The organism is Streptomyces sp. NPDC046379 (assembly GCF_055587785.1).
This window is the reverse complement of record NZ_JBVJFP010000003.1, coordinates 396,507-414,516: the sequence shown is the minus strand read 5'-3', so window position 1 is coordinate 414,516 and position 18,010 is coordinate 396,507. Positions and strand designations below refer to the sequence as shown.

Annotated in this window: 16 protein-coding genes and 3 pseudogenes; 13 read left to right on the top strand and 6 right to left on the bottom strand. The window is 70.4% G+C overall.

The features are described 5' to 3' along the window. Positions 1–51 precede the first annotated feature (51 nt). From ACZ6KF_RS08810 to ACZ6KF_RS08790, 5 genes and pseudogenes are all read left to right on the top strand, one after another. Positions 52–240 (top strand): annotated as a pseudogene (locus ACZ6KF_RS08810) (AAA family ATPase); the annotation flags it as partial. A 150-nt stretch (positions 241–390) separates the two neighbouring features. Further along, entirely contained in the window at positions 391–1,455 is a 1,065-nt protein-coding gene (locus ACZ6KF_RS08805) for an AAA family ATPase (RefSeq protein ID WP_469237894.1), read from the top strand. A 92-nt stretch (positions 1,456–1,547) separates the two neighbouring features. Then, a complete protein-coding gene (locus tag ACZ6KF_RS08800) occupies positions 1,548–2,237 on the top strand; it encodes an HNH endonuclease family protein (protein WP_469237809.1) in 690 nt (229 codons plus the stop codon). Positions 2,238–2,464: 227 nt separating this feature from the next. Further along, positions 2,465–3,248: pseudogene (locus ACZ6KF_RS08795) on the top strand (IS5 family transposase). Positions 3,249–3,261: 13 nt separating this feature from the next. Beyond that, positions 3,262–3,689, top strand: a pseudogene (locus ACZ6KF_RS08790) (Tn3 family transposase); the annotation flags it as partial. A gap of 262 nt (positions 3,690–3,951) precedes the next feature. Here the strand turns inward: ACZ6KF_RS08790 and ychF are convergent. Next, positions 3,952–5,040, bottom strand: coding sequence for a redox-regulated ATPase YchF (gene ychF, locus ACZ6KF_RS08785; RefSeq protein WP_356626304.1), 1,089 nt, complete (start codon positions 5,038–5,040; stop codon positions 3,952–3,954). A gap of 199 nt (positions 5,041–5,239) precedes the next feature. On the opposite strand from ychF, the gene ACZ6KF_RS08780 reads away from it, so the two are divergent. Then, positions 5,240–5,830: a DUF6542 domain-containing protein gene (locus tag ACZ6KF_RS08780; RefSeq protein ID WP_469237807.1), complete on the top strand. Its 591-nt coding sequence runs from the start codon at positions 5,240–5,242 to the stop codon at positions 5,828–5,830. A 17-nt stretch (positions 5,831–5,847) separates the two neighbouring features. Here the strand turns inward: ACZ6KF_RS08780 and ppgK are convergent, their stop codons facing one another. Then, a complete protein-coding gene (gene ppgK, locus ACZ6KF_RS08775) occupies positions 5,848–6,594 on the bottom strand; it encodes a polyphosphate--glucose phosphotransferase (protein ID WP_469176071.1) in 747 nt (248 codons plus the stop codon). Between the two features lie 73 nt (positions 6,595–6,667). After that, positions 6,668–7,684, bottom strand: a complete 1,017-nt coding sequence (locus ACZ6KF_RS08770) for a 4-hydroxy-3-methylbut-2-enyl diphosphate reductase (protein WP_356626300.1) — start codon at positions 7,682–7,684, stop codon at positions 6,668–6,670. Between the two features lie 67 nt (positions 7,685–7,751). Between ACZ6KF_RS08770 and xseA the strand changes: the two genes are divergently transcribed. The 3 genes from xseA (at position 7,752) to ACZ6KF_RS08755 (ending at position 10,170) form a co-directional block, all read left to right on the top strand. Continuing rightward, positions 7,752–9,122, top strand: coding sequence for an exodeoxyribonuclease VII large subunit (xseA, locus tag ACZ6KF_RS08765; RefSeq protein WP_469176075.1), 1,371 nt, complete (start codon positions 7,752–7,754; stop codon positions 9,120–9,122). Positions 9,123–9,180: 58 nt separating this feature from the next. Then, positions 9,181–9,432 carry an exodeoxyribonuclease VII small subunit gene (locus ACZ6KF_RS08760; RefSeq protein ID WP_469237805.1) on the top strand — a complete coding sequence of 84 codons (252 nt, stop codon included), beginning with the start codon at positions 9,181–9,183 and terminating at the stop codon, positions 9,430–9,432. 147 nt (positions 9,433–9,579) lie between these two features. Beyond that, positions 9,580–10,170: a malonic semialdehyde reductase gene (locus ACZ6KF_RS08755; protein WP_469237803.1), complete on the top strand. Its 591-nt coding sequence runs from the start codon at positions 9,580–9,582 to the stop codon at positions 10,168–10,170. Between the two features lie 132 nt (positions 10,171–10,302). Here the strand turns inward: ACZ6KF_RS08755 and ACZ6KF_RS08750 are convergent, their stop codons facing one another. Beyond that, positions 10,303–10,839, bottom strand: coding sequence for a DUF4245 domain-containing protein (locus ACZ6KF_RS08750; protein WP_356626295.1), 537 nt, complete (start codon positions 10,837–10,839; stop codon positions 10,303–10,305). Positions 10,840–10,966: 127 nt separating this feature from the next. Between ACZ6KF_RS08750 and glpX the strand changes: the two genes are divergently transcribed. Continuing rightward, positions 10,967–11,998: a class II fructose-bisphosphatase gene (glpX, locus tag ACZ6KF_RS08745; protein WP_469157423.1), complete on the top strand. Its 1,032-nt coding sequence runs from the start codon at positions 10,967–10,969 to the stop codon at positions 11,996–11,998. A 65-nt stretch (positions 11,999–12,063) separates the two neighbouring features. Here glpX and ACZ6KF_RS08740 read toward each other — a convergent pair whose 3' ends face one another. Further along, positions 12,064–12,441, bottom strand: a complete 378-nt coding sequence (locus tag ACZ6KF_RS08740; protein ID WP_356626293.1) for a WhiB family transcriptional regulator — start codon at positions 12,439–12,441, stop codon at positions 12,064–12,066. Positions 12,442–12,590: 149 nt separating this feature from the next. Further along, a complete protein-coding gene (locus ACZ6KF_RS08735) occupies positions 12,591–13,286 on the bottom strand; it encodes a DUF1707 SHOCT-like domain-containing protein (RefSeq protein WP_356626292.1) in 696 nt (231 codons plus the stop codon). A gap of 146 nt (positions 13,287–13,432) precedes the next feature. Between ACZ6KF_RS08735 and ACZ6KF_RS08730 the strand changes: the two genes are divergently transcribed. The 3 genes from ACZ6KF_RS08730 (at position 13,433) to fomD (ending at position 17,717) form a co-directional block, all read left to right on the top strand. Beyond that, on the top strand, positions 13,433–15,109 hold the full coding sequence (locus ACZ6KF_RS08730; RefSeq protein WP_356626290.1) for a fumarate hydratase: 1,677 nt from the start codon (positions 13,433–13,435) through the stop codon (positions 15,107–15,109). Between the two features lie 409 nt (positions 15,110–15,518). Then, a complete protein-coding gene (locus tag ACZ6KF_RS08725; protein ID WP_356634411.1) occupies positions 15,519–16,928 on the top strand; it encodes a class II fumarate hydratase in 1,410 nt (469 codons plus the stop codon). Between the two features lie 93 nt (positions 16,929–17,021). Then, positions 17,022–17,717, top strand: a complete 696-nt coding sequence (fomD, locus tag ACZ6KF_RS08720; protein ID WP_356634413.1) for a cytidylyl-2-hydroxypropylphosphonate hydrolase — start codon at positions 17,022–17,024, stop codon at positions 17,715–17,717. The last annotated feature ends 293 nt before the right edge of the window (positions 17,718–18,010 follow it).

The window sequence follows — 18,010 nt, the reverse complement described above, 5'->3', positions numbered from 1 at the left end:
CCTCTGATCGGTGTCCCGTGAGAGGCTGATCCGGTCATCCCCACGCGGGAAATGAACGATCGACCAGGGGGCGGGGTGTACGTCACAGAGTTCGGCCTCTCCAACATCCGGGGCTTCCATGGGCCCCGCGCGGTAAACGCGCTCACGTTGCCTACACCCAGGGATGGCGGCAGTTGGACCGTAATCGCGGGACGTAACGGCTCCGGAAAGTCCACGCTCCTGCGCGCCTTGGCCCTCGCGCTAGCGGGCCCACGGGTGGCTCGCGCCCTCTCCCAAGACTTCAGCAGCTGGATCACCACCGGTGAGACGGCTGCCTGGGCACAGGCAGCCGTCTCACCCGACTACACGGTCGACCAACTCACCGGCCGGGGCCGAGGACCAGACGGCCGCATGATGCTCGGACTTGATTGGACACTGCCTGACACCGGTAATCTCCCATCCGGAGATCCGTTCGGCAATCTCGTGCAGCCTTCACTGTCTCCGTACGACGGCGTCGACTACGGTTCTCCTTCCGCAGCCCGCGGCCCCTGGGCCGACCATCCCCAGGGCTGGTTCTGCGCCGCATACGGCCCGTTCCGACGCCTCGCAGGCGGCAGCGGAGAAGCCCAGCGCCTGATGCTCGCGCCGGGGCCCGCAGGTCGGATGGCCTCACTCTTCCACGAGGACGCCTCGCTGGCCGAGGGCGTCAGTTGGCTCAAGGAATTGCGGCTGCGTGGTCTGGAGGGACACGACGAAGCCAACAAACTTTTGGACATCGTTAAGGCATTGCTCTCCGACGGCCTGCTGCCCGACGGCTACCGAGCGCTGCGGGTGTCATCCGAAGGGCTGTGGGTGGCCCCGGCCGATGCCCCAGACCGCGCCTATCCCCTGCGGGAAATGAGCGATGGCTTCCGGACAGTCGTGGCACTAGTCCTAGATCTGGTCCGACAGCTCCAGACTTCATATGGGACCCTCAACGCCGGGACGGATGACTCCGGCCATCCAATCGTACGGATGCCGGGTGTGGTCATCATTGATGAGGTGGACGCGCATCTGCACGTCACTTGGCAGCGGCGGATCGGTGACTGGCTAAAGAACCACTTCCCAAGGATCCAGTTCATCGTGACCAGCCACAGCCCGTATATCTGCCAAGCTGCCGACCCTGGCGGACTGATCCGACTGCCGGGGCCGGCAGAGCAGCGAGCGCCGGAGGTAGTGGCACCTGATCTCTACCAACGGATTGTGTACGGCAGCGGCGAGGATGCCGTGCTCTCCGAGCTTTTCGGCTTGGAGACCCCGTACTCCGACCGCGCGGACAGGCTCCGAAGGCTGCTTGTGCAGCTGGAGGAGAAAGTCTTCGACGGCGAAGCGAGCGACAGCGAAGTCGCGGAGTACAAAAAGCTGGCGGCCAAGCTGACGAGTTCCCGCACTGCACGGGTCTACGAGATGGCGGCGCATCTGGCGGGTGACGAGTGATTCCCGTACAGCGGATGCCTGCCACTCACATCCTAACCAAGCTGTGCGACTTCCGCACAGAGAAGATCCGAGAGGCAGGAGCCACCAGCAGGGTGGCCTGTGAGCAGTGGAAGGCCGCGAAATCCGCCCGAAGACACATCAAAGGTCTGCTCGAGCAGATGGCGCCCGGCCGAATCCGCTGCATGTACTGCCTAGACAACCGCGGCACCGACATCGACCACTTTGAGCCGAAGGCTCGCACCCCATTGCGCACCTTCTGCTGGGATAACCATCTACTGGCATGCTCCCACTGCAACAGCAACGAGAAGCGCGACAGCTTCCCTTGCGACCCCGAAACAGGCGTCTGCCTGCTCATTGACCCAACTGTGGACGACCCAGCAGATCACCTGAAACTGATGCCGAAGACAGGGGAGCTGAAAGAACGCACGCCCAAGGGACGGCACAGCATCGAGGTGTTCGGGCTCAATCGCCGCGAGCTACGAGAAGGCCGCGCGGACGCCTGCGGGATGCTCATCTCCGGACTCATCCGTTGGCATGATCAGGTGCTGCGCGGGAAGGCCGAGGCAGCCGCGCGTACAGCCGCAGTATTGCAGCGATCAGACTTCCCTGAGGTGCTCCGGACACTCGAAGGTCTAGCCGGAACACATCGCGCCTCCATCCTGGAAGAGCGATACTTCCCCGAGGCCCTGTCCGCTTGGGTCGCTAACCTTCATCATCAGAGAGTGATTCCGCCAATGCGTACAGATTCTGTCACCTCCCTCTCAAGACGTTCTGATCGGTAGCTTTCTCGCACGTACACTCGCCCCCTTATGCACTGCATTGCCCACACCCCTCCCCCGCACGTCCACCATCGCGAGTAAGCACTAAGGGAAATTAGTGCAATTTCCAAGACCAAAGCGGAATGTCGAGCACAGAGCTGTGTTCCCACCAAACACCTCTTTTAGACGCCATTTCGCTTGGCCTAATCTTGCGGCAGTCTGGGGTGGTGACTGCTGCGCTTGTCGAACGGATGGCGCCGGAAGATCTGTGGACCTTGTCCCAGAGGGTGGTGCCGCCGGCGCCGGTTCGCCCTCAGGGTGGAGGGCATCGTCGGCGTGGGGACCGCGAGGTACTGGCCGCGATCATCTTCGTGGCCACCTCGGGCTGCACCTGGAATCAACTGCCGCCGGGCTTCGGGCTGTCGGGGGTGACCGCCTTCCGGCGGTTCACCGAGTGGACCGAGGCCCGGGTGTGGGCCAAGCTCCACCGCCTGGTCCTGGACGAGCTCGGTGCCCGGGGCGAGCTGGACTGGTCGCGGTGCGCGATCGATTCCGTCAGCGTCCGGGCCGTCAAAGGGGGCATCTGACGGGACCGAATCCGACCGACCGCGGCAAAAACGGATCGAAAATCCATCTCATCGTCGACCGTACCGGCCTGCCCCTGTCGATCGGTATCTCCGCCGCCAACCTCCACGACAGCCAGGCCCTCATCCCGCTCGTCCGTGGCATCCCGCCCATCCGCTCGCGCCGTGGTCCTCGCCGCCGACGGCCCGGCAAGCTGCACGGAGACAAGGGCTACGACTACCCGCACCTGCGGCGATGGCTGGCCTTCCGCGGCATCCGCCACCGTCTCGCCCGCAAGGGCGTTGAGTCTCACAACGCCTGGGCCGGCACCCCTGGGTCGTAGAGCGGACCAAGTCCTGGCTGTCCGGCTGCCGACGCCTCCACCGCCGCTACGAGCATAAGCCGGAACACTTCCTCGCCTTCACTGCCATCGCCGCGACCCTCATATGTCACTGCCGATTGGCCAAGTGAAATGGCGTCTAAGACCGACAGCGCCTCCTACTCCGACATGGTGTTCGGCCTGCTCAAGATACTTGGCTACAACTTCAGCCCCAGCTTCCGTGACCTGGACGACCAGCGGTTCTGGAGAGCCACCATGCAGGGGTTGGGGACGGGAACGTACGGGCCGCTGGAGGACATCGCCCGCATCCGCATGAACCTGAACAGGGTGATTACGCACTGGCCGAACATGCTGCGGGTGGCCGGCTCACTGAACACCACCCAGGTGCGCGCGTACGACGTGCTGCGGATGTTCGGCTGCACGGGGCGGCCCACCCCGCTGGCGCAGCGTTCGCCGAATGCGGGCGGATCGCCAAGACCCTGCATCTGCTCGCCGTCATCGGCCTGGTCGACGACACCTACCGCCGCCAGATGAACCGACAGCTCGCCGTGCAGGAGGCCCGCCACAAGGTGCCAGTCCCGGGGTGAACGACCACCTCCGCTTGCCAGAGTGGCCCCTGCAGTCCGCGACGGGCGGAGGCGGAAGCTCCTCACCGGCATTCCAGCACCGTCCCAGCACGGGAGGGATGACCAGGGATGACGACAGGTGACGAGCTGTCAGCCATCCCAGCACCATCCCAGCACGGGAAAAAACCAGGGGCCCGATCCCAAAGAGCCGGACCCCACCTGACCTGCATGTTTGCCAGATCAGCGATGTAGTGGTACGTCACCCGCGCTACACATTGAAGCGGAACTCCACCACATCCCCGTCCTGCATCACGTACTCCTTGCCCTCCATCCGCGCCTTCCCCCTCGCGCGGGCCTCGGCCACCGAGCCGGCCTCGACCAGGTCGGCGAAGGAGATGACCTCGGCCTTGATGAAGCCCTTCTGGAAGTCGGTGTGGATGACTCCGGCGGCCTCGGGAGCGGTCGCGCCCTTCTTGATGGTCCAGGCCCGGGACTCCTTGGGGCCGGCCGTCAGGTAGGTCTGGAGGCCCAGGGTGTCGAAGCCGACGCGGGCCAGGGTGGCGAGGCCGGGCTCCTCGGCGCCGACGGACTCGAGAAGTTCCATCGCGTCCTCCTCGTCCAGCTCGGCGAGGTCCGCCTCCAGCTTGGCGTTCAGGAAGATCGCCTCGGCGGGGGCGACCAGGGCGCGCTGCTCGTCCTTGAAGGCGTCGTCGGTCAGTTCGTCCTCGTCGACGTTGAAGACGTAGAGGAAGGGCTTCGTGGTGAGCAGGTGCAGGTCGTGGAGGAGTTCCGCGCGCTCGCTGCCCTGGACCAGGCCGTGCGTGAAGAGGGTGTCGCCCTTCTCCAGGATCTCCTTCGCCTCCTCGACGGCCTTGACCTTCGGGGCGATGTCCTTCTTGATCCGGGACTCCTTCTGGAGGCGCGGCAGGACCTTCTCGATCGTCTGGAGGTCGGCGAGGATCAGCTCGGTGTTGATCGTCTCGATGTCGTCCTTGGGCGAGACCTTGCCGTCGACGTGGACGACGTTCTCGTCCTTGAAGGCGCGGATGACCTGGCAGATCGCGTCGGACTCACGGATGTTCGCCAGGAACTTGTTGCCCAGGCCCTCGCCCTCGGAGGCGCCGCGCACGATGCCCGCGATGTCCACGAAGTCGACGGTCGCCGGGAGGATCCGCTGCGAGCCGAAGATCTCGGCCAGCTTGGCCAGGCGGGCGTCGGGGACGCCGACCACGCCGACGTTCGGCTCGATCGTGGCGAACGGGTAGTTGGCCGCCAGCACGTCGTTCTTGGTCAGGGCGTTGAACAGGGTCGACTTGCCGACATTCGGCAGACCGACGATTCCGATCGTGAGCGACACGTTGCGACTTCCCGTACGTGAGAGGGCGGGTCCTGGAGGCGGCCCGTGGGCCGGCCGGGGCCAGGGAGGTGGCTGGCCGATCCACCAGTCTACGGGGTGACGCGCGCCCGACCGGCGCTGTGTCGAACGCTTGCACAAGGCCGGTTTCCCGGCGTGTCCGATGGCCCATTCGGCACATAAGCCGACCTAAGTTGGTCGGGTGGAGCAACCCAGGACGCGTCCCCCTCGGCAAGGACCACCGCGCCGCGCCTCCCCGCCGCTGCCCCCGCAACCGGCCAGGGGCGGGCCCGGCGGGACCGGTCCGGGGGCCCGCGGCCCGGCGCCCGGCGGCGGCAGGACCGTCCCCCGGGCCCGTCCGCCGGCCCCCGCCCCCGGCCGGACGCCGCCCCGGCGCTTCCCCAACCCGCGCCTGACCGGCCTCGGCTGCGCCCTCTTCTGCGCCGCGCTGATGCTCCTGCTCGGCATCCTCGACCGGCTGCTGCTCGGGGCGTCGCTCACCGTGTACGGGGTGCTGTTCCTGCCGGTGTGCCTGCTCGCCGCCGTGTGGGTGCGGCGCAGCGATCTGGTGACGGTGCCGGTGGTCGTGCCGATCGCCTTCACGCTCGGGCTCGCGTCCCTCGGCGGGCGCGGCGACGGGTTCGGCGACCGGGCCGCCGGCCTGTTCACCGCGCTCGCCACCGAGGCGGGCTGGCTCTACGGGGGGACCCTGATCGCCGGGGTGGTCGTCACCGCGCGGAAGGTGCGGATGATGCGCCGCCGGGTGGCCGCCCGACGGCGGACGGCCGGATGAACGAGGCGGCCGGCCGGCTAACCCGCCTGCTGCGCCCGCATCGCCGCCCCCACGATCCCCGCGTTGTTCTGCAGCTGCGCCGGGACGATCTCGGCCTTGATGCCGTCGATGTACGGGAGGAACTTGTGGGCCTTGCGGCTGACGCCGCCGCCGATGATGAAAAGCCCGGGCGAGAACAGCATCTCCACGTGCGCGAGGTACGCCCGCACCCGCTGGGCCCAGTCCTCCCACGACAGGTCGTGGTCCTCGCGGGCCTTGCTGGACGCCCGCTTCTCCGCGTCGTGGCCGTCCAGCTCCAGGTGGCCCAGCTCGGAGTTGGGCACGAGGACGCCGTCGGTGAACAGGGCGCTGCCGATACCGGTGCCGAAGGTGAGCAGGACGACCGTGCCCTTGCGGCCCCGGCCCGCGCCGAAGGCCATCTCGGCGACGCCGGCCGCGTCCGCGTCGTTGACCACCGTCACCGGGACCCCGCCGAGGCGCTCGCCGAGCAGGGCGCGGGCGTCGGTGTCGATCCAGCCCTTGTCGACGTTGGCCGCCGTGCGGATCGTCGCGCCGCCCGTGACGACGCCGGGGAAGGTGACCCCGACCGGTCCGGTCCAGCCGAAGTGCTCCACGACCTCTCTGACCCCGTCGGCCACCGAGTCGGGCGTGGCCGGGTGCGGGGTCAGCACCTTGTACCGCTCCTCAGTCAGGTCGCCCTTGTCGAGATCGACGGGAGCGCCCTTGATCCCGGATCCACCGATGTCCACGCCGAAGATCTGCATGGCACCACGTTACGACGGCCCACCCACGGTCACGAAGGCGGTCATGGACACGATGTCCGAGGCCGCCCCGCGGTCAGGCCCCCGGCGTGCCCGAACCGCCGCGCTCGGCCACCAGGGCCGCCGCCTCGTCGCGCAGGTCGCGGCGCAGCTCCTTGGGCAGCGAGAAGGTGATGGACTCCTCGGCGGCCTTGACGATCTCCACGTCCTCGAAGCCGCGCGCGGACAGCCACTCCAGGACCTCCTCGACCAGCACCTCCGGCACCGACGCGCCCGAGGTGACGCCGACCGTGGTCACGCCCTCCAGCCAGGCCTCGTCGATCTCGGCGGCGAAGTCGACCAGGTACGCCTCGCGGGCGCCGGCGAGCTTGGCGACCTCGACGAGCCGCTTGGAGTTGGAGGAGTTGCGCGAGCCGACGACGATGACCAGGTCGGCCTCGGCGCCCATCTGCTTCACGGCGAGCTGGCGGTTCTGCGTGGCGTAGCAGATGTCGTCGCTGGGCGGCGAGATCAGCTGCGGGAACTTCTCCTTGAGCGCGTCGACGGTCTCCATGGTCTCGTCGACGGAGAGGGTGGTCTGGGAGAGCCAGACGACCTTGGACGGGTCGCGGACCTCGACCTTGGCGACGTCCCCGGGACCGTCGACCAGCTGGATGTGGTCGGGGGCCTCGCCGGAGGTGCCGATGACCTCCTCGTGGCCCTCGTGGCCGATGAGCAGGATGTCGTAGTCCTCGTTCGCGAAGCGGACGGCTTCCTTGTGGACCTTGGTGACGAGCGGGCAGGTGGCGTCGATGGTGGCGAGCCTGCCCTGCCGGGCCTCCTCGTGCACGGTCGGGGCGACGCCGTGCGCGGAGAACATCACGATGTTGCCCGGGGGCACCTCCTCCGTCCGCTCGACGAAGATCGCGCCCTTCTTCTCCAGGGTCTGCACGACGTACTTGTTGTGCACGATCTCGTGCCGGACGTAGATGGGGGCCCCGTACTGCTCCAGGGCCTTCTCGACGGCGATCACGGCGCGGTCCACGCCCGCGCAGTAGCCACGGGGGGCGGCGAGCAGGACACGGCGGCCAGTCGAAGCAGTCATGACACCCATCGTAGAGGCCCCGCACGGGGCGCGGATCACGCCCGTGTTGTCGGTGGCCGCCGTTACGCTCGGGCGCATGGCTGTGAACACGTCCCCGGATTCCCCCCTGCCCGTCGGCGAGGTGTCGCGGCTGATCGGCGGGTGGATCGAGCGGCTCGGCGCGGTGTGGGTGGAGGGTCAGATCACCCAGCTGTCGCGGCGGCCGGGCGCCGGGGTCGTGTTCCTGACGCTGCGCGACCCGTCGTACGACATCTCGGTGAGCGTCACCTGCTACCGGCAGGTGTTCGACGCCGTCGCCGACGTGGTGAGCGAGGGCGCGCGGGTGGTGGTGCTGGCGAAGCCCGAGTGGTACGCGCCGCGGGGGCAGCTGTCGCTGCGGGCCGCGGAGATCAAGCCGGTGGGTGTGGGCGAGCTGCTGGCGCGGCTGGAGCGGCTGAAGAAGACGCTGGCCGGCGAGGGGCTGTTCGCGGCGGAGCGCAAGCGTCCGCTGCCGTTCCTGCCGCAGCTGATCGGCCTGGTGTGCGGGCGGGCGTCGGCCGCCGAGCGGGACGTGCTGGAGAACGCCCGGCACCGCTGGCCCGCCGTCCGCTTCGAGGTGCGCAACGTCGCGGTGCAGGGCGTGCACGCGGTGCCGCAGGTGGTGGGGGCTGTGCAGGAGCTGGACGCGATGGAGGAGGTGGACGTCATCGTCGTCGCGCGCGGCGGGGGCAGCGTGGAGGATCTGCTGCCGTTCTCCGACGAGCAGCTCGTCCGCGCGGTCGCCGCCTGCCGGACGCCGGTGGTGTCGGCCATCGGGCACGAACCGGACACCCCGCTGCTGGACTACGTGGCGGATCTGCGGGCCTCCACGCCCACGGACGCGGCGAAGAAGGTCGTACCGGACGTGGGCGAGGAGTTCGAGCGGGTGCGGCTGCTGCGCGACCGGGCGCGGCGGTGTGTGGAGGCGTTCCTGGAGCGCGAGGAGCGCGGGCTGGCGCACGCGCTGGCGCGGCCCTCGATAGAGGATCCGCACCGGATGATCGACGAGCGGGCCGAGCAGGTGGCCGCGCTGGCGGACCGCGCCCGGCGGTGCCTGGGGCACCGGCTGGACCGCGCGGAGTCGGAGCTGACGCACACGCACGCGCGTGTGGTGGCGCTGTCCCCGGCGGCGACGCTGCGCCGGGGGTACGCGGTGCTGCAGCGGGTGGACGGCCACGTGGTGCGCGCCCCTCGGGAGGTGGCGGCCGGTGAGCCGCTGCGCGCGCGGGTGGCCGAGGGCGAGTTCCCGGTCCGGGTCGCCACGGACGCGCACGGCGATGCCCGGGCGCACGGCGAGGCGCAGGCGGACGGCGAGGCGCAGGCGGACGCCGTCGCACGAGGGCACGGCGCCGCACGTGACGACGCCGGCGCGCACGCGGGCGCCGACGCACGGAACGACGCCGGCGCGCAGGTCGGCACGGACGCGTAGGCACAGGTCGGCACGGGCCCCATAGGTACAGGTCGGCACGGACGCATAGGTTGGGTGGATGAGCGGCAAGGTGGACGAGGCGCTGGGCTACGAGCAGGCGCGGGACGAGCTGATCGAGGTCGTGCGGCGGCTGGAGGCGGGCGGCACGACGCTGGAGGAGTCCCTCGCCCTGTGGGAGCGCGGCGAGGAGCTGGCGAAGGTGTGCCGGCGCTGGCTGGAGGGCGCGCGGGCGCGACTGGACGCGGCGCTGGCGGAGGAGGCCGCGGCGGAGGGCGCCGGTGGCGAGGGGGACGAGGGGCACGAGGTGTAGCCGGGCAGGAGCGGAGCGGGCCGGCGGCTGTGAAGCGGATCACCCCGCCCCACTTTTGGTTGAATGTTGAACTTCACCGTCGTACTGTCGTGCCGTCAGCCGGTCCGGCCCTCCCGGGCCCGACGCACGACCCGAGGTAGGTTCCCCATGTCGCTCGTTCTCGACCCCGCCGCCCAGGACCTGCTGTTCCGCGAGGCCCGCACCGCGAACGCCTTCACCGACGAGCCCGTCACCGACGAGCAGGTCCGGGCGATCTACGACCTGGTCAAGTACGGGCCCACCGCGTTCAACCAGACGCCGCTGCGCGTCACCCTGGTCCGCTCCCCCAAGGCCCGCGAGCGCCTGGTGGGGCTGATGGCCGAGGGCAACCGGGCCAAGACCGCCGCCGCCCCGCTGGTCGCGATCCTGTCCGCGGACAACGAGTTCCACGAGGAGCTGCCGCAGTTGCTCCCGCACTTCCCGCAGGCCAAGGATGTCTTCTTCAGCGAGCGCGCGGTGCGCGAGAGCGCCGCGCTGCTGAACGCCGCGCTCCAGGCCGCCTACTTCATCGTCGGCGTCCGTGCCGCCGGACTGGCCGCGGGTCCGATGACCGGCGTGGACCTCGAAGGCGTCCGCAAGGAGTTCCTGGACGACGACCACGCGCCGCTGATGGTGGTCAACATCGGCCGCCCCGGCCCGGACGCCTGGCGCCCGCGCGCCCCGCGCCTGGCCTACGACGAGGTCGTCACCACCGTCTGAGACGCCACCGCATCAGCGCCACCGTCCGGGACGCCACCGTCCGGGACGCCGCCCCGCAGCGGGCGTGGCACGGGCCCCCGGTTCGACCGAACCGGGGGCCCGTGCGTCTTCGCGCCGTTCCTCGGCGCGCGCCTACGCCATCCTCAGCGCGCGCACCATCTGCTTCAGCTGCTCGAACGTCCCAGTGCCGGCCACCACGGTGGTCGCGCCCTTCTCGGAGTCGGCCGGGTCCAGCACGAGCGCGTCGTAGCGCCCGTCGGCGTACCGGATCCAGGTCCGGCCGCCGATCTCCTCGGTGACCTTCGTCTCCTTGGCGCCCTGCGTCGCCTCGGCGAGGAACTCGGCCCGCTTGCCGGTGGCGGCCTGCTCGATCTGGACGTACTCGCCGTCCGGAGCGCGGTAGCCGAGATGCCAGGCGTCGTTCTCGGCGCCGTCGAACCGCACCGAGGTCGCCTTCCAGGTCTGCGGCAGCCCTTCCGGGGCCGCCACCGGGTAGGCGGCGGCGCGGCGCGCCGTCACCAGTTCGATCTTGTAGTCGACCCGCGGGAGATCGGGCTCGCCCTCGTCGTGCGGGGTGAAGAGGTACATGACCCCGCCCGCGAGCAGGGTGACGCCCATGGAGAGCACCATGCTGCGGACCATCTTCGTCTTGCCGTTGCTGCCTGCCACGCCCTCCATGGTGGCAGGTGCCCCGGCCGCTCATCCGTGGGGGCCCCTGCTCACTTTGTCGACCTGGCTATAGAGTCGACGCCAACACCCTCATCCGGCCGTCGTCGTATCAGAAAGGTGCGCTCCGATGACCGAGCATCATCTGCCGTCCGAACTCGATGTCCCCTCCGAGGCCCCCGACCGCAACCTCGCCCTCGAACTGGTCCGCGTGACCGAGGCGGCGGCGATGGCCGCGGGCCGCTGGGTGGGGCGCGGTGACAAGAACGGCGCCGACGGTGCCGCGGTGCGCGCCATGCGGACCCTCGTCTCCACCGTCTCCATGAACGGCGTCGTCGTCATCGGGGAAGGCGAGAAGGACGAGGCGCCGATGCTCTTCAACGGGGAGCGGGTCGGCGACGGCACCGGGCCCGAGTGCGACATCGCCGTGGACCCGATCGACGGCACCACGCTCACCGCCAAGGGCATGCCCAACGCGATCGCGGTGCTGGCGGCGGCCGAGCGCGGGTCGATGTTCGACCCGTCCGCCGTCTTCTACATGGACAAGCTGGTCACCGGCCCCGACGCGGCCGACTTCGTGGACATCGACGCCCCGGTGTCGGTGAACATCCGCCGGGTCGCCAAGGCCAAGCGGGCCACGCCCGAGGACGTCACCGTCGTCATCCTGGACCGGCCCCGGCACGCGGGCGTCATCGAGGAGATCCGGGAGACGGGCGCGCGCATCAAGCTGATCTCGGACGGCGACGTCGCGGGCTCGATCCTGGCGCTGCGCGAGGGCACCGGCGTCGACCTCCTGCTCGGCATCGGCGGCACCCCCGAGGGCATCATCTCGGCCTGCGCGGTGAAGTGCCTGGGCGGCACCATCCAGGGCAAGCTGTGGCCCAAGGACGACGAGGAGCGGCAGCGGGCGGTCGACGCCGGGCACGACCTGGACCGGGTGCTGACCACCGAGGACCTGGTGACCGGCGAGAACGTCTTCTTCGTCGCGACCGGCATCACGGACGGCGAGCTGCTGCGGGGCGTGCGCTACCGCTCGGAGACGGCGACGACCGACTCCATCGTGATGCGCTCCAAGTCGGGCACGGTCCGCCGTATCGACTCCGAGCACCGTCTCAGCAAGCTCCGGGCGTACAGCGCGATCGACTTCGACCGCGCCAAGTAGGACCGCCGCGAGGGAAGGGGCGCCCCGGTGCGGAGGCGGCGCCCCTTTCGCGTGCCGTCGGGCGGTCAGCCCGCGGCGGCTATGCGGTCGGCCGCCCTGGCCGCCTTCTTCAGCTCCAGCTCGCGGCGGCGCCGCCGGGCCAGGACCACGCGGCGCTCGGCGGCGGTGAGGCCGCCCCAGACGCCGTACGGCTCCGGCTGGAGCAGGGCGTGCTCGCGGCACTCGACCATGACCGGGCAGCGGGCGCAGACCCGCTTCGCCGCCTCTTCGCGGGACAGCCGCGCGGCGGTGGGCTCCTTGGAGGGGGCGAAGAACAGGCCGGCCTCGTCGCGCCGGCACACCGCCTCCGTGTGCCAGGGGGCGTCTTGGTCCCTGTCGCGCGCCGGCACCCGCTGAGACGGAACGGCAGCTACCTGCAAGGACGAATGCGGCGGTTGCGGCACGGTCTACTCCTGACGACGGCTTCGCGAGCGAGAGACGATGCAGCAAGGTCTACCCGCTGTACGCGCGCCTATGCGGGGAGTCCCCGGACCGAAGCGGCCGATCGCCGCGGACGGCGAAGAGGGTCCTGCGGCGGACGCCGGGACCGCCGTCAGTGCCCGAGGTGTTTGCGACGGGCGCCGCGCACCCGGTCCCTGATGTCCGCGACGAGCCTGCCCCGCCGTGGCCGCGCCTCGATGCTGCCGAGGACCGCCCAGCCGTCCACGTAGACGACGGGCGCGTCGGGGTCGCCCGAGTCGAGCGTGTCCACCTCGAAGCTGCCGAGCACGCCGCCTCCGGTGCCGCGCAGCGAGACGTTCTCCGGGACCGTGATCTCGACGCTGCCGAACACCGAGTACGCCTTGACCAGCACCTGCTGGTACTCGAAGAGGGCCTCGCTGAGGTCTATCTCCACGCTGCCGAAGACCGAGTAGGCGTGGATACGGCGGCCCGCGCGCCAGCGGCCCCTGCGGACGGCGCCGCTGAACACCGCGACGACGCTGTCGTCCGCGTGGACCGGGAAGGCGCCGCCGCCCGCCGGACGCGCCGGCGCCGCACCGGACGCGGCGGCCGGGCGCTCCCGGTGCGCACCCGGCAGGTCCCGCACGAGCGTCTCCAGCTCGTCGACCTTCTTGGCGCGGTAGACGCCCTCGACGCGCTCGGCGTGCTCCTCCGGGGTCAGCCGCCCCTCGGCGAGGGCGTCGCCCAGGATGTCGGCGACCCGGTCGCGCTCGGCGTCGGAGGCGCGCAGCCCGGCATCGGCGGGGCGCGGTGCGGCGTCCTTCTGAACGTCCTTCTCAAGGTCCACGGCAGCAGCCTACCCACACACGATAGATCGCGACACCCCCGCCGCCCGCCGAACTGAGCCTTACCTCACAAGTTCGCCCCGTCCACCAGGTCCTAGGCTGGTGGACGCTGCCAACGGAGGCCAGCGCCGTCTGTCGTGAGTGAGGAATGGGCGAGATGCCTGAGTTCGCGTACACCGATCTGCTCCCCATGGGAGAGGACACCACCCCCTACCGGCTGGTGACCTCCGAGGGTGTCTCCACCTTCGAGGCCGACGGTCGGACGTTCCTCAAGGTCGAGCCGGAGGCGCTGCGCAAGCTCGCCGAGGAGGCCATCCACGACATCCAGCACTATCTGCGCCCGGCCCACCTCGCCCAGCTGCGCCGCATCATCGACGACCCCGAGGCGTCGAACAACGACAAGTTCGTGGCCCTGGACCTGCTGAAGAACGCGAACATCGCGGCGGCGGGCGTGCTGCCCATGTGCCAGGACACCGGCACCGCGATCGTGATGGGCAAGCGCGGCCAGAACGTGCTCACCGCCGGCGAGGACGAGAAGGCCCTGTCCCGGGGCATCTACGACGCCTACACCAGGCTCAACCTGCGCTACTCCCAGATGGCCCCGCTGACCATGTGGGAGGAGAAGAACACCGGCTCCAACCTGCCGGCGCAGATCGAGCTGTACGCCACCGACGGCGGCGCGTACAAGTTCCTGTTCATGGCCAAGGGCGGCGGCTCGGCCAACAAGTCGTTCCTCTACCAGGAGACCAAGGCGGTCCTGAACGAGGCCTCCATGATGAAGTTCCTGGAGGAGAAGATCCGCTCGCTGGGCACGGCCGCCTGCCCGCCGTACCACCTGGCGATCGTCGTCGGCGGCACCAGCGCCGAGTACGCGCTGAAGACCGCCAAGTACGCCTCCGCGCACTACCTGGACGAGATCCCCGCCGAGGGCTCGCCGCTCGGCCACGGCTTCCGGGACAAGGAGCTGGAGGAGAAGGTCTTCGAGCTGACGCAGAAGATCGGCATCGGCGCGCAGTTCGGCGGCAAGTACTTCTGCCACGACGTGCGCGTGGTCCGCCTGCCCCGGCACGGCGCCTCCTGCCCCGTCGCCATCGCCGTCTCCTGCTCCGCCGACCGCCAGGCCGTCGCCAAGATCACCGCCGAGGGCGTGTTCCTGGAGCAGCTGGAGACCGACCCGGCGCGCTTCCTGCCGGAGACCACGGACGAGCACCTGGAGTCCGAGGGCGACGTCGTGAAGATCGACCTGAACCAGCCGATGGACGACATCCTCGCCGAGCTGACCAAGTACCCGGTCAAGACCCGGCTGTCGCTGTCCGGCCCGCTGGTCGTGGCCCGTGACATCGCGCACGCCAAGATCAAGGAGCGGCTGGACGCGGGCGAGGAGATGCCGCAGTACCTCAAGGACCACCCGGTCTACTACGCCGGCCCCGCCAAGACCCCCGAGGGCTACGCCTCCGGCTCCTTCGGCCCGACCACGGCCGGCCGCATGGACTCGTACGTCGAGCAGTTCCAGGCGGCGGGCGGCTCCAAGGTGATGCTCGCCAAGGGCAACCGCAGCAAGCAGGTCACCGACGCGTGCGCCGCGCACGGCGGCTTCTACCTCGGCTCCATCGGCGGCCCCGCCGCCCGCCTCGCCCAGGACTGCATCAAGAAGGTCGAGGTCGTCGAGTACGAGGAACTCGGCATGGAGGCCGTCTGGAAGATCGAGGTCGAGGACTTCCCGGCGTTCATCGTCGTGGACGACAAGGGCAACGACTTCTTCCAGAACCCGGCTCCCGAGCCGACGTTCACGCACATTCCGGTGCGGGGGCCCGGCCTGGCCTGACGTGCGCGCCGCCGACCGGTGACGCCGCCTCGTGCGCGACGGGCGGGCGGCGAAGGGCACTTGCCGCGCGGGGCAGGCCCGGGCCGGGAGCACGGCGCACGGGGAACGCGCACGGAGAAACAGGCGGCGCGGGCTGCACCCCCACGGCGTCCGACCGGCCCCGACCGGTCGCGGTCGGACGGCCGGTCGCGGCCGGTGCTGTGCGCCCTCCGTCATGGCGTGCCGGGCCCGGCACGCCATGACGGAGTCCCGCGGGAAGCCGTACGCCCCGCGGGACCTGCCGTACGCACCGCCCCGCGGGACCTGCCGTACGCACCGCCCTGCGGCGACCGGCCGGCCGGTCGCGCGATCATGGCGGCGGGAACAATCCCCCGCAGATCCCGCGCTCTCCTTTCGGAGGTACGACGACATGACCACGACCGCAGGCGCCGGCGACCCGAAGTACCGCATCGAGCACGACTCCATGGGCGAGGTCCGCGTCCCCGCCGACGCCAAGTGGCGGGCGCAGACACAGCGGGCCGTGGAGAACTTCCCCGTCTCCGGGCAGCGCCTGGAACGGGCGCACATCGAGGCGCTCGCGCGGATCAAGGGCGCGGCGGCGAAGGTGAACGCCCGGCTGGGCGTGCTGGACGCGGAGGTCGCCGGGGCGATCGAGGCCGCCGCCGGCGAGGTCGCCGAGGGCCGCTGGGACGCGCACTTCCCGGTCGACGTGTTCCAGACCGGCTCGGGCACCTCGTCCAACATGAACGCCAACGAGGTCATCGCCACCCTCGCGAGCGAGCGGCTGGGCCGTCCCGTGCACCCCAACGACCACGTGAACGCCTCCCAGTCGTCCAACGACGTCTTCCCGTCCTCGATCCACATCGCCGCCACCGCCGCCGTCACGCGCGATCTGATCCCCGCCCTCGGCCACCTCGCCGCCTCCCTGTCCCGCAAGTCGGAGGAGTTCGCCGACGTGGTGAAGTCCGGGCGGACGCACCTGATGGACGCGACCCCCGTGACGCTCGGCCAGGAGTTCGGCGGATACGCCGCCCAGGTGCGCTACGGCGTCGAGCGGCTGGAGGCATCCCTGCCCCGGCTGGCCGAACTCCCCCTCGGCGGCACGGCCGTCGGCACCGGCATCAACACGCCGCCCGGCTTCTCGGCCGCCGTCATCGAGGAGGTGGCCCGCGCCACCGGGCTGCCGCTGACGGAGGCGCGCGACCACTTCGAGGCGCAGGGCGCGCGGGACGGCATCGTGGAGACCAGCGGGCAGCTGCGCACGATCGCGGTCGGCCTGACGAAGATCGCCAACGACCTGCGCTGGATGGCGTCCGGGCCGCGCACCGGGCTCGCCGAGATCACCCTGCCCGACCTCCAGCCCGGTTCCTCGATCATGCCCGGCAAGGTCAACCCGGTCGTCCCCGAGGCCGTCCTCATGGTGTGCGCGCAGGTCGTCGGCAACGACGCGACGGTCGCCACGGCGGGCGCGGCCGGCAACTTCGAGCTGAACGTGATGCTGCCGGTCATCGCCAAGAACGTGCTGGAGTCGGTCCGGCTGCTCGCCAACGTCTCCCGGCTGCTCGCCGACCGGACCGTCGACGGGATCACCGCGAACCGCGAACGCGCCCGCGAGTACGCCGAGTCCTCGCCGTCCGTGGTCACCCCGCTCAACAAGTACATCGGCTACGAGGAGGCCGCCAAGGTCGCCAAGAAGTCGCTGGCGGAGCGCAAGACGATCCGCCAGGTCGTGCTGGAGGGCGGTTACGTCGAGCGCGGCGACCTCACGGTCGAGCAGCTCGACGAGGCGCTGGATGTCCTGCGCATGACGCATCCGTAACGGCGCGTTCCGGGTGTCGACGGCCGCGTGAACGGTTGCCCGAACCCCGGCGGAGGCCGCCGCGCGCGTGCCGGGGACACCTAATATCTGTCCATGGCAGACGACGCGGCGGTGCGAGATGCGGAAGCGGGCGGCACGACCACGGCCTTCTGGGCGCCCGGGACCCGGATCCTGTGGCGGTACCGGGAGAACGGCGGCACCCGTTTCCACATCGCGCGCCCCGTCACCGTGGTGCGCGACGACCCCGAACTGCTCGCCGTGTGGCTGGCGCCCGGCACCGAGTGCGTGAAGCCGGCCCTCGCCGACGGCACCCCCGTGCACGAGGAGCCGCTGCGCACCCGCTACACCAAGCCGCGGACCGTGCGGCGCGGCCGTTGGTTCGGCACGGGCGTGCTGAAGCTGGCGCGGCCCGGGGAGCCCTGGTCGGTGTGGCTGTTCTGGGAGCCGGGCTGGCGGTTCAAGAACTGGTACGTGAACCTGGAGGAGCCGTTGCGGCGCTGGGCCGGCGGCGTGGACTCCGAGGACCACTTTTTGGACATCTCCGTGCACCCGGACCGCAGCTGGCACTGGCGGGACGAGGACGAGTTCGCGCAGGCCCAGCGGGACGGGCTGGTGGACCCGGCGCTCGCCGAGCGGGTGCGGGCCGCGGGCGGCTCGGCGGTCGAGGCGATCCGCGCCTGGGGGCCGCCGTTCTCGGATGGCTGGCAGAACTGGCGACCGGATCCCTCCTGGGCCGTACCCTCACTGCCGGAGGACTGGGATCGTACGCCCGCGCGCATGTCCTCATGAGACCCTTGATGCGCCCCCGGGCGAGAAACGTAGGATCGTCCTCCGCAAGGGCGCACGGAGGCAACTACCGGAGCGCGCACAGCGCTTGACCACATGTCACCGAGGGGCGGCAGGACGTGAGCGAGGGGTACGAGGGCAACACCCGCGCGGACCGCGGCCGGTCCGCCGGTGGACCAGCAGCAGCCTCTGACCACGCGGGGATTCCGTTCCTGGGGCACGTATTCCGGGTATCGGAATTCCTGCGGGACGAACTGCGCGCGCGGCGCGCAGCCCCGGACGGACGGATTCGACAC